A 24,712-nucleotide genomic window follows, 5' to 3' on the forward strand; every position below is an offset into this window, starting at 1 on the left:
GTCCTCTCCTTCCCATCCTTCCCACATAGGGAGCCTTTCAAGATGACGACGCGGATCCGCAAAGTGGCTGTGCTGGGCGCCGGAGTCATGGGCAGCGGCATTGCCGCGCACCTGGCGAACTCGGGCGTTCGCGCGCTCCTCCTGGACATCGTCCCCCCCAAGGCCAACCCGGGCGAGGACACCTCGTCCAAGGCCTTCCGCAACAAGTTCGCGGCGGGCGCGCTGGCCAACATGCGCAAGCAGAAGCCCAGCCCCATCGTCTCCGAGCAGGTCTTCTCCAACATCGAGGTGGGCAACTTCGATGACGACCTGGCCCGCATCTCCGAGTGCGACTGGGTGGTGGAGGTGGTGAAGGAGGACCTCGCCGTCAAGCAGTCCCTCTTCGAGCGCGTGGAGAAGCACGCGCGCAAGGGCACCATCATCTCCTCCAACACCTCCGGCATGTCGATTGTCGGGATGACCGAGGGCCGCGGCGCGGACTTCAAGAAGAACTTCCTCGTCACGCACTTCTTCAACCCCGTGCGCTACATGAAGCTGCTGGAGCTCGTGGCTGGCAAGGACACGGACCCGGAGGTGCTCAAGACGCTGCACCGCTTCGGTGAAGAGGTGCTCGGCAAGGGCATCGTCTACGGCAAGGACACCACCAACTTCATCGCCAACCGCATCGGCACGTACGGGATGATGAAGACCATCGCCGGCATGGGCCCCGCGGAGATGACGATTGAAGAGGTGGACAAGCTCTTCGGTCCGCCCATGGGCCGTCCCAAGTCCGCCGTCTTCCGCACCACGGACATCGTCGGCCTGGACACCTTCGTCCACGTGGCGAAGAACTGCTACGACACCCTCACCCAGGACGAGGAGCGCGAGGCGTTCCGCATGCCCGACTTCATCCTCGACATGGTGAAGAAGGGCATCCTGGGCGACAAGAGCGGCGGCGGCTTCTACAAGAAGCAGGGCAAGGACATCCTCGTCCTCGACCTGAAGACGATGGAGTACCGCGCCCAGAACAAGGTGCGCTTCGAGTCCCTGGGCGCCGCGAAGGACGTGGAGGACGTGCGCGAGCGCGTCGCCGTGGTGCTCAACGGCCAGGACAAGGCCGCGAAGTTCGCCGAGCGCATCACGCTGGACGTGATGGCCTACACCAGCCGCCGCATCCCCGAGATTGCCGATGACGTGGTCAACGTGGACCGCGCCATGCGCTGGGGCTACGCGTGGGACCTGGGGCCCTTCGAGGCGTGGGACGCCTACGGCGTGAAGAAGGGCGTGGAGCGGATGAAGGAGCTGGGCCTCAAGCCGGCGAAGTGGGTGGAGGACATGCTCGCCGCGGGCCGCACGTCCTTCTACGGCGTGGAGGGCGGCAAGGACACGTACTGGGACATCCCCACGAAGTCCGTGAAGGTGGTGCCGGAGAACGCGCGCACGCAGCGCGTGGAGTACCTCAAGCGCGGCAACAAGAAGGTCGCCGGCAACGACTCCGCCACCCTGTGGGACATGGGCGACGGCGCCACGCTGCTGGAGTTCCACAGCAAGATGAACTCCATCGATGACCAGATCATCGAGATGATGAACACGGCGCTGGACGAGACGGAGAAGAACTTCAAGGGCCTGGTCATCGGCAATGACGGGGCGAACTTCTCCGCGGGCGCCAACATCGTCGCGCTGCTGTGGGCGGCGAAGAGCGGCGAGTTCGACTCCATCCGGAAGATGGTGAAGGACTTCCAGAGCGCCAACCAGCGCATGCGCTACAGCCCGGTGCCGGTTGTGACGGCGCCCTTCAACCTCACCCTGGGCGGCGGCTCCGAGGTGACGATGGGCGGCAACGCCATCCAGGCCAGCGCCGAGCTGTACATGGGCCTGGTGGAAGTGGGCGTGGGCCTCATCCCCGGCGGCGGCGGCAACATGCAGCTGCTGCGCAACGTGTTCGGCCCGTACGCGGCGGAGAAGGACTTCGACGCGCTGCCCTTCCTGAAGAAGGTGTTCCTGGCCATCGGCATGGCCAAGGTCGCCACCAGCGCTGAGGAGGCCCGGGAGATTGGCTTCCTGTCGCAGCAGGATGGCATCACGTCCAACCGCGACTTCCTCCTGTCGGATGCGAAGGCGCGCGTGCTGGGCCTGGCCAACGGGGGCTTCAAGGCGCCGCGGCCCACCCGCTTCCGCCTGCCGGGCGCCAGCGGCGCGGCCACCATCGACATGATGCTCTACGACATGGAGCTCAACGGCCAGGTGAGCGCCCATGACCGCAAGATTGCCCAGAAGCTGGCGCGCGTGCTGACGGGCGGCGACACCAGCCCGTCCGTCCTCGTCACCGAGGAGCGGCTGCTGGAGCTGGAGGCGGAGGCCTTCCTGAGCCTGTGCGGCGAGGAGAAGACCCAGGACCGCCTGCAGCACATGATTGAGAAGGGCAAGCCGCTGCGGAACTGACGGCCGGCCGGTATCCATTGACCACTGAATCCAATTTTTCTGACTGCCCGGGTGCCCCCCGGGCAAGGAGACACTCAAGATGCCTGGTCGAGTCGTGATTGCCAGCGCGGTGCGCACGCCCTTCACCCGCGCGCACAAGGGAGAGTTCAAGGACACGCGGCCGGACACCCTGGCCGCCATCGCCATCAAGGAGGCCGTTGCCCAGGTCCCCGGCCTGAAGCCGGCGGACGTGGAGGACGTCATCCTGGGCTGTGCCATGCCGGAGGCGGAGCAGGGGATGAACGTGGCGCGCATCGCCACCCTGCTCGCCGGCCTGCCGGACACGGTGCCGGGGATGACCATCAACCGCTTCTGTTCGTCGGGCTCGCAGGCCATTGCCCAGGTGGCGCAGGCCATCCTGGCGGGGTCGATTGAGGTCGGCATCGGCGGCGGCACCGAGTCGATGACGATGGTTCCGATGGGTGGCAACAAGACGAGCGCCAACCCGGACGTCATGGCGAAGCTGCCGGAGGTCTACACCTCCATGGGCGCCACGGCGGAGAACATCGCCACGCGCTACAACGTCACGCGCGAGGACGCGGACAAGTTCGCCTACGAGAGCCAGCGCCGTGCCGCCACCGCGCGCGAGCAGGGCAAGTTCAAGGACGAAATCGTCCCTGTGACGACGACGTACTTCGACGAGGACGGCACGGCGAAGACGGTGACGGTGTCGGTGGACACCATCCTCCGTCCGGACACCACGCTGGAGGGCCTGGCGAAGCTGCGTCCTGCCTTCAACGCCAAGGGCGTGGTGACGGCGGGCAACGCGTCGCCGCTGACGGACGGCGCGGCGGCGGCGGTGGTGATGAGCGAGGCGAAGGCGAAGGAGCTCGGCGTGAAGCCGCTGGGCTACTACGTGGACTCGGTGGTGGCGGGCGTGCCCCCGGAAATCATGGGCGTGGGCCCGGTGCCGGCGGTGCGCAAGCTGCTGGCGCGCAACAAGCTCGAGGTGAAGGACATCGACGTCTTCGAGCTGAACGAGGCCTTCGCGGCGCAGGCGCTGCACTGCATCCGCGAGCTGGGGATTCCCCTGGACAAGGTGAACCCGAACGGCGGCGCCACCGCCCTGGGCCACCCGCTGGGCGTGTCCGGCGCGCGCATGGTGGCCACGATTCTTCGCGAGCTGAAGCGCCGCAACGGCCGCTACGGCGTCGTCAGCATGTGCATCGGCGGCGGCATGGGCTTCGCCATGCTCCTCGAGTCGGCGAAGTAGTCCGCGCCGCACCGTGAAGTGACCGCGGGCCTCGGGGGCAACCCCGGGGCCTGTGTCGTTTGCGGTGCATGCGCGGCCGCCCTCTCCGTGGAGCCACGCCCGCCCCCGCTCGTCCGGCCCCTCGGGCGCGCCGCAATCCGTTTCGAAAATCACCGCGTACCTCCTTTGAAACCCAGGGGGTACACGACATGGACTCGCAGCTCGCAGGCATTCCTCTCATCCCGGAGAGGAACCGGGACATCTGCGCCGACTCACCCAGGCTGCTGGAGGTCCGGCGGCAGTTCCAGGCGCTCGCCCACGGCCAGTGCCTCGACATGGTCAGCCGCGTCTTCCACGGCACGCCAGGGAGGAGGGCGCAGGTCAGCTCAGGGCTGACGGGCGCCTCGGGCGGCCCCTCGCCAGCCCGCCTGCGCGAGGTCCTCCACTTCGGCTCGTACAACTACTCGGGCCTGAATGGTCACCCCCGCGTGGTGGCCGCCGCGGAGGCCGCGCTGAAGCGCTACGGCACCACCACCAGCGGTGTCCGGCTGCTCAATGGCACGTGCGAGCTGCACGTGGAGCTGGAGCGGAGCCTCGCTGACTTCCTCGGCGTCGAGGACTGCATCACCTACAGCAGCGGGTACATGGCCAACGTGTCGGTGCTCTCCGCGGTCTGCTGCGAGGGAGACGCCGTCCTGTCCGACGTGCTCAACCACCGCTCGCTCGCGGACGGACTGAAGCTGTCAGGTGCGCGGCTGCATGCCTTCCAGCACCGGGACTCGCGGAGCCTGGAGGCCGTCCTCGCGGAGCTGCCCGCGAGCCAGCGCAAGTTCATCGTCACCGACGGCATCTTCAGCATGGACGGAGACATCGCGGACCTGCCGGAGCTCGTGCGGCTGGCCCGCGCGTACAACGCCTTCATCATCGTGGACGACGCGCACGCGACGGCCGCGCTGGGGCCGCTGGGGCGCGGCACCCCGGCGTACTTCGCGATGGAGGACGAGGTGGACATCCTGACGGGCAGCCTCAGCAAGGGACTGCCCGGCATCGGCGGCTTCGCCGCGGGCCCGAAGGCCACCATCGACCTGCTGCGCTTCGGCTCCTGCGGCTACATCTTCTCCGCCTCCCTGCCTCCACCCGTGGTCGCCGGCCTCATCGAGGCCCTCCGCATCCTGCGGGAGGAGCCGGAGCGGCAGGTGTGGCTGCACCGCAATGAGCGCTTCCTGCGCGACGGCCTCCGGGGGCTCGGCCTGGACTGCATGGACAGCGTGTCGCCCGTCATCCCCATCCGCATGTCGTCGCTCCAGACGACGGTGGAGATGGCCCGGCTGCTCCAGGAGGAGGGCATCTACATCAACCCCATCGGCTACCCGGCCGTGAGCAGGAACAAGCCACGGCTGCGGCTCAACGTCAGCGCCAACCTGGAACAGGAGGACCTGGAGCGCTGCCTCGAGGCCCTGGAGCGTTGCGGCCGCCGGCTGGGAGTCCTCGCGCGGGACGCGTGAGCCCTGGCGCAACTGGGAGACACCTCGAGCCTGGAGTCTGTCGTGGATACGAAAACGTATGTCCTCTATGCCCTGCCCATCTTCTTCGCGCCGGTGGCCATCGACCTGGCCTCCGCCCGGCTCAAGGGCGTGTCGCGCTACCGGCTGAACGACCTGCTCACCAACCTGATGCTGGCCATCCTCGGCATCCTCGTCGGGCTGGTCCTCACCGGCGCCACGCTGTGGGTCTACACCGCGGTCCAGCGGTACGCCCCGCTCCAGCTCGCGCCGGGAGACGTGACGACGTGGCTGGTCGCCTTCGTCGTCTACGACTGCCTCTACTACTGGGGCCACCGCGCGCACCACGAGGTGGCCCTGCTGTGGGCCTTCCACTCCGTGCACCACTCCGGAGAGGACATGAACTTCGGGCTCGCGCTGCGGCAGAGCATCCTCGGCGAGGCCACGTCGTGGCCCTTCTTCATCCCCATGGCGCTGCTGGGAATCGCTCCGGAGGTGTACCTGGGCGTGGCGGGCCTCCAGCTCGCGTACCAGTACACCCTGCACAACACCTACGTGCCCGCGCTCGGAAGGGTGGAGCGACTGCTGGTGACGCCCTCGCAGCACCGGGTGCACCACAGCCGCAACCGGCCATACATCGACAAGAACTACGGCAACATCCTGGTGCTCTGGGACCGACTCTTCGGGAGCTATCAGCCCGAGCTGGCCGAGCACCCGCCCGTCTACGGCGTGCGGCACGGCATCCGGAGCTGGAGCCCGCTCACCGTCAACTTCCTCCCGTTCGCGGAGCTGTTCCGCAAGGCGCGCGCCTGCCGCAGTCCCGTGGACGGGCTCCTCTGCCTGGTGAAGGGCCCTGCCTGGCAGCCCGCCTCGCTCCGCCAGGAGCGGTTCACGGAGGCGGATGACGGGCCCTCGGCCACCTTCCGCAAGTACGACCCGCCGCTCTCCCCGCGCGTGGCGGTGTACTGCGCCGTCCAGTGCGCCGCGCTCGTCACCTTGTCCGCATGGGTGCTGTGGAACCTGGGGGCGCTGAGCGGCGTCGTGCTCGCGGCGGCAGGCGTCCTCGTCGCCGCGAATGCCTTCACCCTGGGTGGCCTGCTGGAGGGCCGGCGTGGCTTCTGGCGTGTGGAGCTGCTCCGGCTCGCGGGTGTCGTGCTGGCGGCGTTCCTCGTGGCCGGGACTTCAGCGAGGACGGAGGCCCTGACGCTCGTTTCCTATGCGGCGCTGAGTGCGGCGTGGCTGGCCGGGTTCCGGAACGACTTCCTGTCGGGTCCTCCCGGAGAAGAGCCCCTCGAGCTCCAATGGCTCCCGTCGCTGGACGCGCTGGGACAGGAGACGTGGGACGCCTGCTTCCCCCGGGAGGACGTGCTGAAGTCCTTCGCGCTACATCGGGCCGTCGAAGCGGCGCGGCTGCCGGGCATCGAGTTCCACCACCTGCTGGCCCGGCGCGAGGGCAGGGCGCTGGCCGTCATTCCCTGCTTCCACATCCCTCTCTCGCTCACCACCGTTGCGCCCGAGCCCATCAAGAAGGCGGTGGCCGCGGTGCGCAGGCTCTTCCCCCGCTTCCTCCGCACCCGCGCGTTCATCGTGGGGACGCCCGTGGCCATCTGCCGGGACCTCCTCGGAGTCAGGCCGGGGTCGGAGGGCCAGCTGCCCGCCGACGTGCTGAGGGCCGTCACCCGCGAAGTCCTCGCCCGGGCCCGGCGGCTGCGCATGGGATTGGTCGTCATCAAGGAGCTGACGAGCCGGCTCCTGCCCCAGGTGCGCGACGTGCTCTCGGAGTCCTTCACCCTCGTGGAGAGCCCCGCCACCACCTGGCTCTACCTGGGAGAGCCGGGAGCCGGCGACTACCGGGAGCGGCTGCGCAAGAAGTACCGCTCCCTGATGACACACCGCCAGCGCCAGCTCGTGGAGGGCGGAATGCGCTGGGAGCTGCGCCACGACTTCGCTCCGTTCGCGGAGCGGATGGAGGCCCTGTACCTCCAGGTGCTCGGCCGCTCGAAGGTCCGCTTCGAGACGCTCAACCGCGACTTCTTCGTGGAGCTGTCGCGTCGGCTCGGAGAGCGCGCCTTCGCGCTGTTGTGCTTCCAGGGAGAGGCGCTGGTCGCCTTCGAGCTGTTCCTGGAGGACGCGGGCGAGGTGCATCCCCTCTACCTGGGCCTGGACTACCAGCACCGGGACGAGGGCGCGCTGTACTTCAATTGCATCTACAAGATTGTCGAGATGTCGGAGGCGCGAGGAAAGGCCGTCGTGGAGTTGGGCCAGACGAGCTACTCCGCCAAGGCAAGCGTCGGCGCCGTGGTCGACCGGCTCTACCTGGCCGTCCGCCACCTGAACCCCTGCGTCCAACTCGTGCTGCGAGTCCTTCGCCGGGTGCTGTTCCCTCCGACGCCAGTGCCCAGGCGGCAGCGGGTGTTCAGGGACATGCGCGCCAACGATGAGGCGCTCCTTCGGCACGGCGTCCACTTCGAGGAGGTCCTGTCATGAGCCGGTGCAAGGAGCCGCTGGACATCCGGGGGGTCACCTCCATCCGGGACGTGCCGGGAACGCTCTGGGACGACACCGTGGCGCGAGGCCATCCCTTCAAGAGCAGCACGTTCCTGTCCTGCCTGGAGGACGCCTTCCCGGACCGGCGCTTCGCGTATGTGCTCCTGTCTCGGGGAGGGGACGTGGCGGGACTGGCCCTGGTGACGGAGGAGCGGTTCGACCTGGGCATGCGTCTTCCGGAGAGGGTGGGACGGATGGCCGCGCGCGTACGCCGGCTCCTGCCGGGCTTCCTCACGGTGCGCCTGGCCATGGTGGGGACCTTCGAGACGGCGCAGCGCCACTGGTGGTGGGACGCAGAGCTGCTGTCCGAGGAGGAGTTCGCGGATGCGCTCCTCGTGGCCTGCCAGGAGGCGTACCCCCACGCGGACCTGCTCGTCATCCGCGACTTCATGGAGGGGGACGCGAGGCTGGAAGCGCGGTTCCTGGCGAGGGGCTTCCGGCCGGCGCGCAACCTTCCGCTCGCCGTCGTCGAGCTCGAAGACAGTAGCCTCGAAGCGCACCTCCAGCGGCTCAAGCGGAAGCCCAGGGTCAGCGTGAGCAAGCAGCTCGCGGCCGCCACCCGACTCGGGCTGAAGCTGGAGCGCGTCCAGGACTTCCGGCACCTGCTTCCCGAGTGCTACCCGCTCTACCTGCAGGTCCACCACCACGCCTCCGAGTTCAAGCGGCTCCCCATCCCGCTGGCATTCTTCGAGCGGGTGGCGGAGCGACTGCCGGAGGAGAGCAGCCTGCTGACGCTGAGGACCTCGGAGGGGCGCCTTGTCGGCTTCGTGCTCTCGGGCACGTCTGGTGGCATCCACAACCCCTTCGTCCTGGGGATGGAATACGCACGCTCCCGCGAGCTGCCCATCTATTACAACCTGCTGGGCGCGGAGCTCGCGTACGCGGCCGAGCGCGGGTGCGCGCAGGTGGACCTCGGCGTCACGAGCTACTTCGTCAAGCAAACCCTGGGGGCTACGCTGGAAGGTCTGAACATGGTCGCGCGGCTCCGGTCTCCGTGGTTGCGGCCCTTCCTCCATCCACTGCTGCCCGCCCTGCTGGGCGAGAAGCAGCCGGAGCGGCGGCAGACCCTGCGAGACTCCACGACTCAGTGCGACGGAGCCTCGGGGTCATCCACGGGCACGCCGGCCAGTCGCAGCACCCGCAGCGCATTGGTCGTGTCCACCACGCCCTGACGCAGCTTGTAGTCGAACACCATCTTCCCGTTCTCGAGGTGGTCCCGGAAGTGGACGTTGACGACGTGGGCACCGGGCTCGTCCGCGAGCACGGCCAGGGACAGGTCATGCGTCGTCACCGCGCCGCAGGCCCCCGTGGCAAGCAACAGCCGCAGCACCTCGCGCGAGGCAATCTGCCGCTCGCGCGTGTTCGTCCCCAGCAGGATTTCGTCGAGCAGGAACAGCGCCTGCCCCCGTGCCTCCTGGGCCGCGTCCAGCACCGCCTTGATGCGCAGCACCTCCGCGTGGAAGTACGACACGCCGCGCTCCAGCGAGTCCTTCACCCGCATGCTGGTGAGCACCTGGAGCGGTGACAGGCGGAACGTCTTCGCACACACCGGCGCGCCCGCGAGCGCGAGCACCACGTTGGCGCCCAGCGCGCGCATCAGCGTCGTCTTGCCGCTCATGTTGGAGCCGGTGATGAGCAGCGCGTGCCGGGGGCCCGGCAGGGACACGTCGTTGGGCACCGGCGCGTCCAGCAGGGGATGCCCCAGCAGCGTCGCCTCCACGCGCGGGCCCTGTGCCTCCATCACCGGCCAGGTGAACTCCGGCCTGTCAAACGCGAGCCCCGCCACGCACGACAGGGCCTCCAGCTCCGCGAGCGCCTCGAACCAGTGCCGCACCTGCGCCCCGTGCTTCGCGCGCCAGCGCTCCAGGGCGAACAGCGCGTGGATGTCCCACAGCGTGAGCCAGTGCACCAGCGGGTGGAACTGGTGCCGCTTGAATTCGATGAAGGAGAACAGCCGGCTGAAGCGCGCGAAGTGCACGGACACGGGCTTCTCGCCCGGCCGCTGCAGGCCGGACTGGAGCTGACGCAGCTTCGGGTGCTCGAAGGGCTGGCTCTCCACGCGCTCGAAGAGGGGGGCGTAGCGCACGAAGCCGCGCTCTCCCGCCTCCACGCTCTGGTCCATGGCCTGCAACGTGCGGCGGGTGATGAGCGCCACCGCGAGCTGCGCGGCCAGTCCCAGCCACACCGTGGCCTCCGGCAGCACGCCGAACTTGCCCAGCACGTAGAGCGTCAGCGTCACCAGCGGCAGCACCACCGCCACCGGCCGTGCCCAGCGGATGGCGTCCAGCGACGGCCCCGCTTCGGCCCAGCGGATGAACAGATTCGGCTCCGCCTTCTCTCTCGCCGCCACCCGCGAGTCCACGCAGAGGTCCTGTCGGAAGTCCACGCGTGGGGCCAGCTCCCGCGCCGCGCCCTGCCGTGCCTCCACCTCGGCCGCGGAGGCGGGGCCGGACAGCCACGCCGCCAGCCGCTCCTCGCCCGCGCGTGTCGCCGTCTCGTTCATCAGCTGGAAGAGGCTGCCCTGGCCGAACACGTCCAGGTCCGGCGTGTAGAGGTGACTGGCGGCGAGGAAGCGCTCACCGCGCTCGGTGAACTCGTGCCAGCCCCGGCTGAGCCGCGCGAGGCCGCGCTCGTTGAGCAGCACGTACAGCTTCGCCCGCGCCTCGCGGCGGAAGACCTGGTGGTGCAGCACTGCGAGCAGGCCGTAGACGATGACGGCGCCCGCCGCTCCCCACCACCAGACCTTCGGAAGTCGCCCCGCGAGGATGAAGCCCGCGATGCCGACGGCGGCGAGGAAGGCGAGGGTTCGCAGGTTGGCATAGCGCGCGCTCACGCGGTCCAGCGCGGTCAGTTCCGCCTGCGCGGCGGCGCGGCGCTCGGTGTACGTGCGGTGCGGGGAGGGGCTCTCGGGGGTGGCGGACACGGCCGCGCATGCTGTGCGCCCACAGGGCCCAGGGCAAGCGGCGGATTCAACCCCGTGACGCGAAGCAGACGAACGTAGAGGGTGAATCACCCGGAGCGAAAGTTGCGGCTCTCGGTCAGAGCGGTGGTCCCCTCTGCGGCAGGCCGCCTGGGCAGCGGCGTCGGCACCTTGCTCCCGTGGTGCAAATGGCAGCACACCGGAAAACGGTGAAACCGGCCCCGAAAGGGCGTGCAGCGGGCTGCTACCGCGTCATGACGAGCGGGTGTGGCTCTGGAGACGACGGTTGAGGATGCACCTGTCGGGGTTCGACTTTGCGCTGTGCGGTGCGGGTTCGAGCCCCGCCGGGAGCAAGTCAATAGTGGTCGCCGCGCCGTTGCGGCATCACCGGCGTAGGCTGTGACGCCTCCCCATTGATCGTGGTCCCACCGCCGTAGACCCCCGGCGCGTGCCGCAGAAACGGGATGGGGAACGGCAACTGCGGCGCGGAGACCGCATCGAGCGCTCCGACCTGCTCGGCCGTCAGGGTCACCTCGAGCGCATGCACGTTGTCCTCGAAGTGCTCGATGGTCCGTCCGCCGATGATGGTGGACGCCACGCCAGGCTGCGAACGCACCCAGGCCAGGGCCACGCGCGGCACGGTGGTGCCCAGCTCCTTGGCGATGCGGGCGAGCACCTCGACGATTTCGTAGTCCTTCTCACTCACCCGTCCCACGACCATCGCCGCCCGGCCGCCCGTCACCTTGCCCGCGTTCTCGCGCGTGTACTTCCCGCTGAGCCGGCCGGAGGCGAGCGGCGACCACGGCACCACGCCCAGCCCCAGCTCCCGCGCCATGGGAATGAGCTCACCCTCGACGGTACGCTCGGCGAGCGAGTACTCGATCTGCAGCGCGATGAACGGCGCCCACCCGCGGAACTGCGCGAGCAACTGTGCCTGCGTGACCTTCCATGCCGGAGCATCCGAGATGCCGAGGTAGCGGACCTTCCCCGACTGCACGAGGTCGTGCATCGCGGCGACCGTCTCTTCGATGGGCGTGTGCTTGTCCCAGATGTGCAGGTAGTAGAGATCGATGTAGTCGGTGCGCAGCCGGCGCAGGGACTGCTCGCAGGCTGCGACGATGGCCTTCCGGTTCGAGCCGCCGCCATTGGGGTCGCCCGGGTAGAGGTTTCCGCTGAACTTGGTGGCGATGACCACCCGGTCGCGCTTCTCCCGGTCGTGCGCCAGGTGGTCCCCGATGATCTTCTCGGAGTGCCCGCGCGTGTAGAAGTTGGCGGTGTCGATGAAGTTGCCACCGAGCTCGAGGTACCGGTCGATGATTCGCTCCGAGTCCTTCACGCTCGACCCAAGACCGGGGCCGAGGTCTTCGCCGAAGGTCATTGCGCCCAGGCAGAATGGGCTCACGCGGAGGCCTGAGCGGCCGAGGGTGACATAGTGGTTCAAGGGCATGGGTGCGCTCCGGTTGAGGGGATACGCGGAGAAGTATGGCGCGCGCCGCCCGGCCGCTACGGCGCGGTTGCGCAAGGGCTGTGAAACAATGCTTCACAATGGAAAGCTCACACCGGCATCAGGCCGCGCTGCCGCAGCTCTCGATGTTCCTCGCCGTTGCCCGCCACCGCAGCTTCAGCGCGGCCGCGCGCGAGCTCGGCGTCTCGACATCGGCGGTGAGCCACGCGGTGCGACAGCTCGAGGAACTGCTGCGCGTGGTGTTGCTGCACCGGACGACGCGCGCGGTGACGCCGACCGATGCCGGCGCGCGGCTCATCGAGAGCGCCGGCGCCCCGGTGAAGCTCGCGCTCGAGGCGCTCGCCTCCGCGAACGCGCAGGCGGGGGACGTTACCGGCCGCGTGAAGCTGAGCATCTCGCAAGGGGCCGTGCCGCATGTGCTGGAGCCGGTGGTGCCGGTGTTTCGCCAGCGCTACCCGCGGGTCTCGCTGGAGGTCGTGGTCGAAGAGCGCTTCGTCGTCGATTTCGTGGCCGAAGGTTACGATGCCGCCTTTCAGGTGACCGAGGTCATCGCGCGCGACATGGTGCAGGTGCGGCTGACCGACCCGTTCAAGTATTTCGTGGTCGGCTCTCCCTCATACCTCGCGAAGCACGGTACGCCGCGGAAGCCGGAGGATCTGCTCCAGCACGAATGCATCACCTTTCGCTGGCCCACGGGCGACGCGCTCTACGCCTGGGAGCTCGAGCGGGGCCGGCGCAAGTGGCGCATCCCGGTGCGTGGTGGCCTGGTTACCAATAACCTTCAGTTCTGCATCTCCATGGCCGAGGCGGGCCTCGGCCTCGCGTACATCGCGGACCTGTCGATGAAGGACCGACTCTCGGACGGGCGGCTGGTGGCGGTGCTCCAAGCGTATTCGCCGTCCGAGCCGGGCCTCTTCCTCTGCTATCCGAGCCGCGCCCAGCGCTCGCCGGCGCTGCGGTTGTTCATCGAGACGACCCAGGAAGTGCTGCGCCGGAAGTAGGCCCGACGAGATGCTTCTACCGTTTGACCGACCGATGCCTGTGAATCCCTGATTCCGACTGCGAACCGCAGCGTGCCCAGGTCGGCGGGGGAGAGGAGGAGAACAGCGAACGTGGCGGCAGCGAGCACCCTGTACACGAGCTGTCAGCCGTGTGGCACGTGCCCAGGCGTGATTGTTGGCGGGCATGACGAAGCGCCGGAATCTGGACCGGAGGTCGTCGTAGCGCGAGCCACACTCACTACGTCGAACCCAGCCTCATGAGGACTTCGGCAACTTCATCCGGGTGATGCGGGTTCTCGTCGATCATGGTGTGGAAGCCACACTTCTCGAGGACGCGGATCGACGCGAGGTTGTGGAGAGCGACCCACGCATGAAGCGGCCGGGTGGGCTCGAGCACGAGAAACTCAGAGAGGGCCCGAGTGGCGATGCCTTTGCCCCAGTGCTCGCGACCAATCCAATAGCCGATGAGGCGTTTGGCATCCTGTTCCCAACTGCTGATGTTCCCAACGACCACGCCGCCCATGACGATGGTGCGGGTGATGTTTTCAGGGCGGAGAACGTTTGTGCGCCAGTGGGTCATGAACGCATCGCGCTCCCGCGATGAAAATGCGGCCATGCGCAGCGCTTCTGGGTCGCGCTGGTGTTCGAAGAAGATGGGAAGGTCCTCATCCGTGACGTTGCGGAGGATCATTCTGAAAAGGCTCCGTCCAGTCTGCGCCGCGAGGGAGGTCGCGAGGCGAATGGCGGAAGGGTTCTATCTTGTTCGGGCATGACGACGCGCGGGAATCGGAGCCGTTCCCCAGGTCCTGGAGGAACGCATGCCGAGGAGCCCGCCGCCGCGAGCGTGCAGCAGGCCGTGGACTCCGGCTCCAGGGGCAGCAGGGTCATGGAAGGTTCCTCACGGGCTCTGGTTGAGGCGCCAGTGCTGCGGGCGGCGCAGGGTGTATTCGAAGGAAACGGTGCTCTTGCTGGAGGGCGGCACCACCAGGTCCCACTGCAGCTCGCCCTTCTGCTCGTCCTGGCGGGCGGCGGGCGAGGTGCGCACCAGCTTCACCTCCACCTTGCCGTCCTGGCTGAGGGGCCACTGGTCCACCACGCGCACCTGCATGGGGAACGGATAGGGATTGGGCACCTCCAGCGTGACTTCGTAGGTGTTGAGGTCGTCCTTGGAGATGAAGCCCTCCTTGGCCTGCACCAGGCGCACGTTGCGCGCGGTGCGCACGGCGGGGTCCACGCCGAGCGGCAGGGTGAAGGCCTCGCCGGGGACGACGAGCTTCAGCGCCGCGGTGCCGGCCGGGTCGGCTCCGACGAAGAGGGAGGCATCACCGCCCGGCAGCACGGTGCGCGACGGGCTCTTGAGCTGGGCGACGAGGAAGGCGTCCGCCGCGAGGGCGGGGAAGACGTGGCGCTCCACCTGCACGGGCCAGGACTCGATGAGCAGGGGAACGATGCGCTCGCCCTGGCCGCTGCGCACCGTCTCCGGACGCGGCGCGGTGAAGGCCAGGTCGTAGCCGCCCGCCAGCGACGCGGGCAGGTCGTCCGACAGCCGCGGAGGCTGCCAGCCGGGCGGCGGCGCGAGGCCCACGTAGGCGTCCACGACGGGCTCGGGCGAGACCGCACCGCCGCTCGCGAGGCCATCCGTCGACTCGGCCAGTGACTCGAAGGAGCGGGACGCGCCGCCCCTGCCGCCCGGACGCGCCACCGCGATGCGCTTGACGAACTCTTGATCCACATTGACGCCCGTGGTCGTGGAGCCCACGTCGAGGCTCGGGGGGGCGCCCGTGACTTCCACGGTCTCACCGAGCGACTCGGGGAGCAGGTCCACGTTGACGCGGATGGTGCGGTTGGGGCGCAGCTGGATGTCGGCCCGGGCGTAGGGACGGAACTCCTCCTTCTCGAGTCTCAGGGTGTAGACGCCGGGAGGCAGGGACGGAATGCGGTAGTTGCCCTGCGCGTCCGTCACCACGGTCTGCTCGCCCTGGAGATTGGGCGAGGTCGCGGTGACGACGGTATCGGGCACGGGCTTCCGGCTCTGGGTGTCGACGACGGTACCCAGCAAGGTGCTGCTGGCGTCTCCGCTTTGGGATGAGCGGGAGGCCTGTGCCGGGGAGGACACCGTCTGCGCGGCCTCGGAGGGGACGGGCCTGCTCGCGCGCGTCAGCAGCTGCTGGCGCAGCGAGTACACCAGGTCCGGCTCCGGCGTGCTCGGGGGCAGGGGCGGGGGCGCACTGGCGTACACTCCCAGCCTTCGCGGCTCGGGGATGAAGCGCTCCAGGGTGCCGAGCTTCCACGTGGCGAACCGGGGCAGCGACGTGGCGGTGGAGGGCAGGGCGGTGCTGAGAGTGAGCTTCGCGCCCTCCCAGTTCTCCCCCGTGTCCTGGCTGACGCGGCCGGAGAAGGCCACCTGCACGCGCTGCTTCTCCGGCTGGAGTTGAAGCTCGTAGCGCGGGTACCAGCGGACACGCTGGGGGACGAGATACGAGAGCTGCACCTTCGTGAGCCCCGTGCCGGAGAGGGTGACGGCCACCTCGATGCCCGGCTTCCTTGGCCACGTGCCCAGCTGGCCCGCCTCCTCGAGGCGCTTCGTGCGCTGGTCCTTCAGCGCGAGGGCCCGGTCCTCCAACTCGCGCATGCGCGCCTCCAGCTTCGCGGCGGTGTCGACGAGGAAGCCGGCGGAGGCACTCCACGTCGAGGCCGCGGAGGGCGGCCGCTCGCCGGTGGAGGGGTTCATGGCGTACGGGTTGACCTCTGGCTGCACCTGGCGGAGCGCTTCGAGCTGGAGCCCCACGGCGGCGCGCTCGGCCTCGGCGCGGGCGAGGTCGTCATCCAGTCCGTCCAGCGTGGCGAGCAGCTTGCGCGCCTCCTGCTGGGGGAAGGGTGGGGCGCTGGCGGGGCGCACGTCCACCGAGGAGACCTCGGCGCCCTGGGCCTCGACGCGGATGGAGTCCGGGTCCACGAAGTCCGGCAGCCGGGGCAGCTCCACCCGCTGGGTGCCGGAGACGGTGATGCTGGCGGTCCGCACCACGCGGGCCCGGTCGCTGTACACGGTGACGGCGCTGATGGGCGCTTCGGTGGTGGCGTGGAGAAGGCTCGCGAGTCCGAGGAGGAGCATGGCGCCAAGCTATCCAGCGAGGCGCGGGGGCATCTTCACGGAGTCATCATGATGCGAGCACGAAAGGCGCATTCCTTGGAGGGCGACGCTCGATGTCTGACTTCTCTTCCCCAAGCGTGATTTCCGCCCCAGCCTTGGGCGACGTCGAACTAGGAAAATCGACACTGCGATGCATTGGAGGCCGGGACACTGAGAGGAGTTCTTTTTAGCCCTCGCGCTTCATCCGCTGTTGGCGGGAAATCTCACGTTCGCTGGGGCTATCCAGCGCGGTGTCGCTGGTCTTGATCTCTCCGCCGCGCTCGTAGTGGGCGATCATGAGGCCGTTGCTCGAGATGCGCGATCTGGTCAGCTTGTAGCTGTGCGGCGCGGAGCCGTCGGCGAACAGCTTCTTGCCGCTGCCGAGAACGACCGGGACGGTGAAGAGGGTCATCGCGTCGACGAGGTCGTTAGCCAGGAGCGCATGGACGAGCTCGGTGCTGCCCTGCGTGACGAGGTTGGGCCCGTCTTCCTGCCTCAGACGCTTCACGTCGGCGATGTCGCGCAGGAGCACCGAGCCCTGCCAGCTCGTATCAACCTCGCCCGAGCGCGAAACCGCGTACTTCTTGATCTCCTTGAAGCGCTTCGCGATGCCGCCATCGCGAGCGTCTTCGTCGTAGTACGGCCAATACGCGGCGAAAATCTCGTAGGTCTTGCGGCCGAGCAGGAGATCGAATTTTTCACTGAAGAGTCGGTCCACTTCCTCGCCGAACTCTTGATTGAAATAGGGCATCACCCAGCCGCCGAACTTGAACCCCTGGGTCGGATCCTCGGTCGGTCCGCCCGGCGCCTGCATCACGCCATCCATCGAAACCATGGCGCCGACGATAATCTTCCGCATGGGTCACTCTCCTTGTTTGCTCAAAGGACGATCCGCCACCGCCGTTCCCTACAAAACTGCTCGTTGGGAACATTAACGTCTTGGCGAGCAGTGCGGTTCAAGCAGGGGAGCCCAGGGTTCGATTCTCGCCGCTTCCTCCCGCCTCGGCTCCGCCTCGCTTGAGGGAGCCTGCTCTTTGTTGGAGCGTGGTCCAATCCCACCTCGCCTCATCCCAAGACGGCCCTCCGTACCGCCGGACGTTGAGAGTGTCGCTTGACGTACTCCACCACCCGCGGATGCCCGTCGAGCAGCTTCAGCGTGTTTGCCAGGTGGAGGATGGAGGCCATCACTACATCGGCGGCGGTGAACGCCCCACCCACCAGGCATTCACGGCCGCCGAGGCCCATGTCGATGAGGTCGAGCAGGGCCTGGAGGCGGACCTTGTGCTTCGCGAGTTCTTCATTCGCGTGCGCGCTGGCCTTCTTCTCCTCGGGCAGCTGCGCGTGCCAGTAGAAGGCCATCACCACGGGGTCGAGGCTCACCTCGGCGAAGGCCATCCATTGGTAATAGGAACCGCGCTCCGCGGAACCCATCGGCGGCGCCAGTTGCTTCTCCGGGAACCGGTCGGCCAGGTGGAGGCAGATGGCCAGGGACTCGAGCAGCGTGACTTCCCCATCCACCAAGGCGGGGACTTCGCCCAGAGGATGCAACGCCAGGTATTCGGGGGTGTTGTTCTCCTGTCGGGTGAGATCGAGCCTGACCAGCTCGTAGGGCACCCCGAGCTCCTCCATCAGCCATCGGGGACGGACTGCTCGGGTTCTGGGGGCAAAGTAGAGCTTCATGTGTGCACTCCTGCGGGTGGCGGGAGGCGGCACCATGCGGCGGCCAGGGCTCCCTGACAATGCGGCTACCGGCGAACTCATTGTCAGGCTAGGCTTGACGGTCATGATCTCACCCGCCGACATGATGCTCTTCGCCGCGGTCGTTCGTGAGGAGAGCTTCACCCGGGCTGCGCGCCAGCTCGGCATCACCAAGCAGACCGTCAGCGAGCGCATCAGCAAGCTGGAGGAGCAGCTCGGGGTGCGGCTTCTCGAGCGGACCACGCGGCGCCTGCGGGTCACCGGAGCTGGAGCGACGTACTACGAGCGCTGCGCCGCCATCGCCGCACAGATCGACGAGGCGAACAGCGAGGTGCAACAGCGGCAGGCAGAGCCAGTCGGCCTGTTGCGGGTCTCCTCACCAATGCTCTATGGCCGGCGCTTCCTGACGCCCGTGATTGCGGAGTACCTCGCGCGCTACCCCCAGGCGCTGGTGGAGCTGGTGCTGGCGGACCGCCGTGTCAACCTCATCGAAGAAGGGCTGGATGTCGCGATTCACATCGGACCGCTCGACGACTCGTCGCTCGTGGTGAGAAAGCTCGGGGAGGGTCCGGTCCATTTCGTGGCGAGCCCTCGCTTCCTGTCGAAGTACGGCACGCCGAGCGCCCAGCAGCTCCGCTCCGCGCGCTGCATTGGCTTCAGTGCGTTCGAGACGTGGGAGGCCGAGGGGGTGAAGTCTCGAATCGATCCGGTGCTGACCGTGAATGACCACGAGTTCGCGTGCCAGGCGGCGATCGCCGGGGTCGGCATTGCGCGTGTCCCGGCCATCCTCTGCCAAGACGCGGTCCGGGACGGCCGGCTGAAGATCCTCTTCGGCCCCAAACCCGCGGGGCTGCGGGCCATCCACGTCGTCTACCCGAGCCGGCTGAAGCTTCCGGCAAAGGTCCGGCTCTTCGTGGATGCCGTTGCAGCGCTGGCCGAGCCGGAAAGTATGGGAAGGACAGGAGCCCTGTTGGGGGGAGCGGGCGGCAGCAGAACGAGAGGTGAGGGCCGCTGACGGCTGCCGAGGAGCGATGTATGGATGAAGAGAATATTCAACGACCTTCAAGCCCGACCATGCCGGCCGGCTTCGTCCTGTGGGGAGCTCACTGTTCGCTGTGACGCTCAAGGGGTGGGAGATCTGTCGCCAGGTCGAGCGAGTTCGCAGCGGCGAAGCGCTCGCCCTGCCTCACCGAGTAGCCACCCTCCTGAACCAACCCTGACGATTCTCACTGCTTCTACAAGAGTGGTTCCCCATGAAGAAAGGGAATGAATATGAGTAATGATGATTTGTTTGCCCAGTACCCTGCGCTTCAAGAGGTGCTCCAAGCCATTCCTGGTGCCCGGTTTCGGGGGGTGGAGGAAACCATTGGCTTGAATGTTACTCCGATGCTTGCATATCAGTGGGGGCCAGGGCTTCTTGAAGTTCCGACCAGTTCTACCGAAGCCTCAGCTTCGTTTCGTGCTGATGAGTTTGATGCATGGATTCGATCTGGATTGAGTGGTGTCGATTTTTCTGAGGGGTGTTTCTTTTGGGTTGTCTCCTCTCGACCGGGTCATGTGGGGTTCCCCTGGATAGAGGTCGAACTGGATGACCCCGATGTATTGCTCCCTCTGTGGTTTGAGCTGGAGTTTCAGGTTGTCATTATTTTTGCGCCAAAGAGCTATTGCATTCTGGCGTTTTACGCGTCTGAGGGTGGCTGGCAGTTGTTCAGGCAGCCGTGACTTCGTCCGCGTTCTGGTTGTTTGATGGCTGTGTTCTTGGGTGCAAGGCACTCCAGATTCCGTCTGACTGCCCCCGTTTGAGGGAACGTGCAAGGTGCGCACCTGCGAGTGCATTCCATCGGCGCCCACGACGCGATCGAACCGACGCGGCGCCGCTCGTTCGATGCGCACCTCGACTCCGTCGGGCGTCTCGGCCAGCGCCTGGACCGAGTCGCCGACCAGGTACTCGGTGTGATCGCACGTGGCGTCGTAGAGGATGCGGCTCAAGTCGCCGCGCAAGATCTCAAGGTCTCCGCTCATGAACGCCGCCGGGATCGACGGAACGGATCGGCCGGTCTCGTCCACGAGGCGCTGCTCGCCCATGTGCGTCTGGCGGGCGCGCACCGCCTCGTTCAGCCCCATTCGCGTGAGCACTCCAAGGTGCACGACGCCCTTGAAGTCGACGGCCTGTCCGCGCCGTCGCTTCTGGCCCACCTGATTACCGAGAAGTACTGCGATGGGCTGTCGCTGTTCCGCCTGGAGCAGCGCTTCGCGCGCGACGGGGTGGCGGTGGACCGGGGGACGATGGCGCGGTGGGTGGCGGACGTGGGCACCACCGTGGTGGCCGCCATGCGGGACGAGGCGCTCGCCACCGCCTTCTGTATTGCCACGGACGCCACGGGTGTGGCGGTGCAGCCAGCGCCGGACAAGGGCGTGCGTCAGGTGTGCCGTCGAGGCCACCACTTCGTGCAGGTGGCCGACAAGGACGCCGTCTTCTTCGAGTACACGCCGCGCGAGACGAGCGCCGCGGTACTGGAGCTTTTCAAGGGCTTCAGTGGCTACGTGCAGGCCGACGCCAAGCGCGTCTACGACGCCCTCTTCCGCCCCGCCGAGGAGCAGCCGCCGGACGGCGAAGCGGAGCTGCGGCACGAGGTGGCGTGCTGGGTGCACTGTCGCAGAGGCTTCTGGGAGGCGACGGCGGCCAAGAGTGCCGTCGCCCGCGAGGGCCTGGCGCGCATCGGCCGCATTTTCGAACTGGAAGCCACATGGAGGGACATGCCTCCGGAAGAGATTCACCGGCTGCGGCGGGCCCACCTGCGTCCGCACGTGGAGGCTTTCTTCACCTGGGCCGAGGTGGAGCACGAGAAGGTGCGCGAGGAGCGCGGGCTGTTGCGCAAGTCGCTCGGCTACGCCGTGCGGCACCATGAGGCCCTGCGGCGCTTCCTCGAGGACGGCCGGCTGCTGCTGGAGAACAACCGCTCCGAGAGAGAATTGAGAAGGATTGCCGTCGGAAGGAAAGCCTGGCTCTTCGTCGGCGGCGATGACCATGCCGAGAGTGCCGGCCACCTCTTCACCCTCATCGCCACCGCGCGGCTGCACTGTCTCGACCCCGAGGCCTACCTTCGCGACCTCTTGCGCGTGCTGGCCCATTGGCCCGCGAGCGCTACCTGGAACTGGCTCCCAAGTACTGGGCCGCTACGCGCGCCCGCCTGGTGGCCGCCGAGCTCGACGCCGAGGTGGGCGCACTCACCATCCCGGAGCCGCTCCCCGCTCCGGCCGAACAACAGTCGCCGCCGCGCTGAGAGCGCCCCTTTCACGCCGGCAGCATGAGGCCACCGTCCGGCTCACGGAAGACGGGGCTCGTGCAGCGGATACGGCTTTGCCGCAGGCAGATGCACCCTGACCATCACCAAACCCCCGTAGTCCTGGCTTTCGGCAGGTAGAGGAGGACCCACCGACTTGCGGCTGACCCAGTGTTCGCCCGCAAATCATTTGCGCTAAGGAGCGAGGCTCTTTTCGTTCAGGGGGATGCATGCACCGCAAAGCGCCGCTGTTCCTTTTGTCCTTTCTTGTAGGGCTGGTCACAGCAAGCTGCGTCGGCGAAGAGTCACCCACCCCTGAGGCTGAAACAGCGCTTGTCACCCAAGGCACAGCCATTGTCAGCGGCACATCCAATGTGACGCTCTGCAACCTGCCGCGCTACACGGCGCAAACCACCGTGCAGTTGTGTGGCTTCACCACGCCGGGCTCGGACGGCTCCGCCATTGACTCGGCGTGGTTCTCCGTGGACGGAGGGGAACCGCTGGCCGTGGTGCCAGGCAACGGTGGCTTCGTCGGCACTTCCACGACTCTGACGGAAGGCGCGCACAGCATTCGCCTCTACGCCAGGAGTGCCGCGGGCAACCTCACCTTCGAGGAGATGCCCGTCACGGTGGACGTCACGCCTCCCATGCTCACAGTCCTCGCGCCTACCAGCGCCGACGTGATGACGAGTACCGTGGTGAACGTGACGTCCTCGGTGTCGGACATCACGCCCGTTCGCGTGCAGACGCAGTGGGGCCAGTCCTCTACCGTGGACAGCGGCACCGGCACCTGCACCCACACCGTCGACCTGGTCAACCGCGGCCACAACCTGCTGCTGGTGCGCGCCGTCGACGCGACTGGCAACACCACCGAGGTGGTCGTCACGGTCTACTTCTGTCCCACCATCGACGAGGCCTGCTTCGCCTCGGCCCACTGGGCACCCGTCGTCGTCAGCACCAACCAGTCCTCCAACACGGTGCCAGCCAGCGGGGGCGTTACCTTCGGCGTCGTGGCGGGCGACCCGCAGAGCAGCCTCCTCTCCTATTCCTGGACGACCAACGTCGGCACCCTGGGCGTTCCCGCCGGTGACTCCACCACGAGCGAGGTGGTGTGGACGCCTCCCGCGTGCGTGCCTGCCGGCACGTCGCCTTCCATTACCGCCACCGTTGCCAATGCTGTCGGCGGTTCTGCCTCCACCTCTTTCTCACTCTCAGGAGCGGCAGTGTGCCCGCCGCCGTCCATCTGCGGCGATGGCGTCACGCAGGGCGGTGAGGCGTGCGACGACGGCAACACCGTCACGGAGTCCTCCTGCCCCTATGGCCAGGCGAGCTGCTCCGCCTGCCGCGCCGACTGCGCTGCGGTGTTGAACCTCACGGGCGCCTTCTGTGGCGATGGGGTGAAGAATGGCTCCGAGGTGTGCGATGACGGTAACACCATCACGGAGAGCGCCTGCCCCAGCGGCCAGACGAGTTGCACCACCTGCAACGCCACCTGCACCGCGGAAATCCATTCGCTCAGAGCGCTCCTGGCCGGCACCGGCGTAGGCTCCATTTCCTCTGCTCCCGCCGGCATCAACTGCCCGGCAAGTCAATGCACCGCCTTGTTTACGAAGGGCGTCGCCGTCACGTTGACGGCGACACCCGCCACAAACTCCATCTTCACCGGTTGGTCTGGTGGCGGGTGTAGCGGGACGGGGAGTTGCACGGTGGCGATGACGGCAGCAGCGAGCGTCACCGCGAGCTTCCAGCCGAAACCCGTCTTCATCATCACGGTGACGTCGGCCACATACGGCGGCAATTGTGGCGTTCCCTCTGGGAACGTGACAAGTGCGCTCAGAACCGCGTGCAATGGAAAGACGCTTTGCGACTACGTGGTGGACCACAACGTGCTCGGTGATCCCGCTCCTTATTGCGCCAAGGACTACGTCGCCCGATGGACGTGCAACGACGGTTCAGGAACCGTGAGAACGTACCGGGTGGAGCCCGAAGCTGGCTTTGGTGGCGTGGCCCGGCTGTCGTGTCAATGAACGCAACCGCTCCGTAGGGCCGCTTCTCCCACGGCTCTTCCTCCGCCTCGTGTCTCGAATTTTCGTTCGCGGGGCCGCGTTCCAGTGAATCTCCGGGACGGAGGAGGAGGCGCGGATTTTTCTGCATCAATTTTCACCTCGTCGGCTCATTCAGTTTGCGGGGAATCTACTCGGCCCGACGAAAGGAAACTCGGGACGAGCTGAACACCTGCTCCTGCTGGGCGGGGAGCTATCGGACTGCTCTCCGTGGAAAAGACAGTGAAGGTGCGGCTGACCCAGTGGTCACCCGCAGAGGTTTCGCACTTTGGAGCGAAGTTCTTTCAGTCCCGGGTGGTTCATGCACCGTCAGGCGTCGCTGTTCCTTTTGTCCCTCGTCGCGGGGCTGGTCGCGGCGGGCTGCGTAGGCGAAGAGCCACCAGATGCTGCGACTGGCGGTAACCTCGCCACCCGAGGCGCCGCCGTCGTCAGCAGCACCGCGACCTCGGCGGTGACGCTTTGCAACCTGCCGCGCTACACGGCGCAAACCACCGTGCAGTTGTGTGGCTTCACCACGCCGGGCTCGGACGGCTCCGCCATTGACTCGGCGTGGTTCTCCGTGGACGGAGGGGAACCGCTGGCCGTGGTGCCAGGCAACGGTGGCTTCGTCGGCACTTCCACGACTCTGACGGAAGGCGCGCACAGCATTCGCCTCTACGCCAGGAGTGCCGCGGGCAACCTCACCTTCGAGGAGATGCCCGTCACGGTGGACGTCACGCCTCCCATGCTCACAGTCCTCGCGCCTACCAGCGCCGACGTGATGACGAGTACCGTGGTGAACGTGACGTCCTCGGTGTCGGACATCACGCCCGTTCGCGTGCAGACGCAGTGGGGCCAGTCCTCTACCGTGGACAGCGGCACCGGCACCTGCACCCACACCGTCGACCTGGTCAACCGCGGCCACAACCTGCTGCTGGTGCGCGCCGTCGACGCGACTGGCAACACCACCGAGGTGGTCGTCACGGTCTACTTCTGTCCCACCATCGACGAGGCCTGCTTCGCCTCGGCCCACTGGGCACCCGTCGTCGTCAGCACCAACCAGTCCTCCAACACGGTGCCAGCCAGCGGGGGCGTTACCTTCGGCGTCGTGGCGGGCGACCCGCAGAGCAGCCTCCTCTCCTATTCCTGGACGACCAACGTCGGCACCCTGGGCGTTCCCGCCGGTGACTCCACCACGAGCGAGGTGGTGTGGACGCCTCCCGCGTGCGTGCCTGCCGGCACGTCGCCTTCCATTACCGCCACCGTTGCCAATGCTGTCGGCGGTTCTGCCTCCACCTCTTTCTCACTCTCAGGAGCGGCAGTGTGCCCGCCGCCGTCCATCTGCGGCGATGGCGTCACGCAGGGCGGTGAGGCGTGCGACGACGGCAACACCGTCACGGAGTCCTCCTGCCCCTATGGCCAGGCGAGCTGCTCCGCCTGCCGCGCCGACTGCGCTGCGGTGTTGAACCTC

General features: G+C 67.5%; 16 protein-coding genes and 1 pseudogene. 11 read left to right on the top strand and 6 right to left on the bottom strand.

Translation table 11 applies throughout. From position 1 onward, the window contains the following. Positions 1 to 42: 42 nt before the first annotated feature. The 5 genes from G4D86_RS36470 to G4D86_RS36490 all read left to right on the top strand — a co-directional run bounded on the left by G4D86_RS36470 (position 43) and on the right by G4D86_RS36490 (position 8,873). On the top strand, positions 43 to 2,421 hold the full coding sequence (locus G4D86_RS36470; RefSeq protein ID WP_163998742.1) for a 3-hydroxyacyl-CoA dehydrogenase/enoyl-CoA hydratase family protein: 2,379 nt from the start codon (positions 43 to 45) through the stop codon (positions 2,419 to 2,421). Between the two features lie 79 nt (positions 2,422 to 2,500). Further along, positions 2,501 to 3,673 carry a thiolase family protein gene (locus G4D86_RS36475; protein WP_163998743.1) on the top strand — a complete coding sequence of 391 codons (1,173 nt, stop codon included), beginning with the start codon at positions 2,501 to 2,503 and terminating at the stop codon, positions 3,671 to 3,673. A gap of 188 nt (positions 3,674 to 3,861) precedes the next feature. Further along, entirely contained in the window at positions 3,862 to 5,157 is a 1,296-nt protein-coding gene (locus G4D86_RS36480; protein WP_163998744.1) for an aminotransferase class I/II-fold pyridoxal phosphate-dependent enzyme, read from the top strand. Positions 5,158 to 5,199: 42 nt separating this feature from the next. Next, positions 5,200 to 7,641, top strand: a complete 2,442-nt coding sequence (locus G4D86_RS53240) for a sterol desaturase family protein (protein WP_240360657.1) — start codon at positions 5,200 to 5,202, stop codon at positions 7,639 to 7,641. Then, complete coding sequence (locus tag G4D86_RS36490) at positions 7,638 to 8,873, top strand: GNAT family N-acetyltransferase (protein WP_163998745.1); 1,236 nt, start codon at positions 7,638 to 7,640, stop codon at positions 8,871 to 8,873. The genes G4D86_RS53240 and G4D86_RS36490 overlap by 4 nt, the downstream gene beginning before the upstream one ends. Here G4D86_RS36490 and G4D86_RS36495 read toward each other — a convergent pair. Continuing rightward, positions 8,786 to 10,624, bottom strand: a complete 1,839-nt coding sequence (locus tag G4D86_RS36495; RefSeq protein ID WP_205520013.1) for a MutS-related protein — start codon at positions 10,622 to 10,624, stop codon at positions 8,786 to 8,788. The two genes, G4D86_RS36490 and G4D86_RS36495, sit on opposite strands and share 88 nt — an antisense overlap. A 352-nt stretch (positions 10,625 to 10,976) precedes the next feature. Further along, positions 10,977 to 12,068, bottom strand: a complete 1,092-nt coding sequence (locus tag G4D86_RS36500) for an aldo/keto reductase (protein ID WP_163998747.1) — start codon at positions 12,066 to 12,068, stop codon at positions 10,977 to 10,979. Between the two features lie 98 nt (positions 12,069 to 12,166). On the opposite strand from G4D86_RS36500, the gene G4D86_RS36505 reads away from it, so the two are divergent. Then, entirely contained in the window at positions 12,167 to 13,087 is a 921-nt protein-coding gene (locus G4D86_RS36505) for a LysR family transcriptional regulator (protein WP_240360658.1), read from the top strand. Positions 13,088 to 13,325: 238 nt separating this feature from the next. Here G4D86_RS36505 and G4D86_RS36510 read toward each other — a convergent pair whose 3' ends face one another. The 4 genes from G4D86_RS36510 to G4D86_RS36525 form a co-directional block, all read right to left on the bottom strand. Continuing rightward, positions 13,326 to 13,778: a GNAT family N-acetyltransferase gene (locus G4D86_RS36510; RefSeq protein ID WP_163998748.1), complete on the bottom strand. Its 453-nt coding sequence runs from the start codon at positions 13,776 to 13,778 to the stop codon at positions 13,326 to 13,328. Between the two features lie 207 nt (positions 13,779 to 13,985). Continuing rightward, entirely contained in the window at positions 13,986 to 16,199 is a 2,214-nt protein-coding gene (locus G4D86_RS36515) for a mucoidy inhibitor MuiA family protein (RefSeq protein WP_163998749.1), read from the bottom strand. Positions 16,200 to 16,404: 205 nt separating this feature from the next. Continuing rightward, the gene (locus G4D86_RS36520; protein WP_163998750.1) at positions 16,405 to 17,076 is read right to left on the bottom strand and encodes a dihydrofolate reductase family protein; all 672 of its coding nucleotides are present in this window, start codon (positions 17,074 to 17,076) and stop codon (positions 16,405 to 16,407) included. A gap of 206 nt (positions 17,077 to 17,282) precedes the next feature. Next, on the bottom strand, positions 17,283 to 17,897 hold the full coding sequence (locus G4D86_RS36525; RefSeq protein WP_163998751.1) for a glutathione S-transferase family protein: 615 nt from the start codon (positions 17,895 to 17,897) through the stop codon (positions 17,283 to 17,285). 103 nt (positions 17,898 to 18,000) lie between these two features. Between G4D86_RS36525 and G4D86_RS36530 the strand changes: the two genes are divergently transcribed. From G4D86_RS36530 to G4D86_RS36550, 5 genes and pseudogenes are all read left to right on the top strand, one after another. Further along, positions 18,001 to 18,930, top strand: a complete 930-nt coding sequence (locus G4D86_RS36530; protein ID WP_163998752.1) for a LysR family transcriptional regulator — start codon at positions 18,001 to 18,003, stop codon at positions 18,928 to 18,930. 251 nt (positions 18,931 to 19,181) lie between these two features. Next, a complete protein-coding gene (locus G4D86_RS53245) occupies positions 19,182 to 19,637 on the top strand; it encodes a hypothetical protein (protein ID WP_240360659.1) in 456 nt (151 codons plus the stop codon). A gap of 108 nt (positions 19,638 to 19,745) precedes the next feature. Then, on the top strand, positions 19,746 to 21,227 hold the full coding sequence (gene tnpC, locus G4D86_RS36540) for an IS66 family transposase (protein WP_240360660.1): 1,482 nt from the start codon (positions 19,746 to 19,748) through the stop codon (positions 21,225 to 21,227). Between the two features lie 202 nt (positions 21,228 to 21,429). Beyond that, complete coding sequence (locus G4D86_RS36545) at positions 21,430 to 23,226, top strand: InlB B-repeat-containing protein (protein ID WP_205520016.1); 1,797 nt, start codon at positions 21,430 to 21,432, stop codon at positions 23,224 to 23,226. Between the two features lie 337 nt (positions 23,227 to 23,563). Continuing rightward, positions 23,564 to 24,712, top strand: a pseudogene (locus G4D86_RS36550) (hypothetical protein); the annotation flags it as partial.

Source organism: Pyxidicoccus caerfyrddinensis (assembly GCF_010894405.1).
In the GTDB taxonomy this organism is placed as follows: Bacteria; Myxococcota; Myxococcia; order Myxococcales; family Myxococcaceae; genus Myxococcus; species Myxococcus caerfyrddinensis.

What these genes read in the sequence shown, in the direction of transcription:
- G4D86_RS36530 (WP_163998752.1), top strand. Translation starts at nt 18,001, where the DNA reads ATGATCTCACCCGCCGACATGATGCTCTTCGCCGCGGTCGTTCGTGAG.
- G4D86_RS36480 (WP_163998744.1), top strand. Translation starts at nt 3,862, where the DNA reads ATGGACTCGCAGCTCGCAGGCATTCCTCTCATCCCGGAGAGGAACCGG.
- G4D86_RS36545 (WP_205520016.1), top strand. Translation starts at nt 21,430, where the DNA reads ATGCACCGCAAAGCGCCGCTGTTCCTTTTGTCCTTTCTTGTAGGGCTG.
- G4D86_RS36510 (WP_163998748.1), bottom strand. Translation starts at nt 13,778, where the DNA reads ATGATCCTCCGCAACGTCACGGATGAGGACCTTCCCATCTTCTTCGAA.
- G4D86_RS36515 (WP_163998749.1), bottom strand. Translation starts at nt 16,199, where the DNA reads ATGCTCCTCCTCGGACTCGCGAGCCTTCTCCACGCCACCACCGAAGCG.
- G4D86_RS36475 (WP_163998743.1), top strand. Translation starts at nt 2,501, where the DNA reads ATGCCTGGTCGAGTCGTGATTGCCAGCGCGGTGCGCACGCCCTTCACC.
- G4D86_RS36525 (WP_163998751.1), bottom strand. Translation starts at nt 17,897, where the DNA reads ATGAAGCTCTACTTTGCCCCCAGAACCCGAGCAGTCCGTCCCCGATGG.
- G4D86_RS53245 (WP_240360659.1), top strand. Translation starts at nt 19,182, where the DNA reads ATGAATATGAGTAATGATGATTTGTTTGCCCAGTACCCTGCGCTTCAA.
- G4D86_RS36490 (WP_163998745.1), top strand. Translation starts at nt 7,638, where the DNA reads ATGAGCCGGTGCAAGGAGCCGCTGGACATCCGGGGGGTCACCTCCATC.
- G4D86_RS36505 (WP_240360658.1), top strand. Translation starts at nt 12,167, where the DNA reads ATGGAAAGCTCACACCGGCATCAGGCCGCGCTGCCGCAGCTCTCGATG.
- G4D86_RS36500 (WP_163998747.1), bottom strand. Translation starts at nt 12,068, where the DNA reads ATGCCCTTGAACCACTATGTCACCCTCGGCCGCTCAGGCCTCCGCGTG.
- G4D86_RS36470 (WP_163998742.1), top strand. Translation starts at nt 43, where the DNA reads ATGACGACGCGGATCCGCAAAGTGGCTGTGCTGGGCGCCGGAGTCATG.
- G4D86_RS36520 (WP_163998750.1), bottom strand. Translation starts at nt 17,076, where the DNA reads ATGCGGAAGATTATCGTCGGCGCCATGGTTTCGATGGATGGCGTGATG.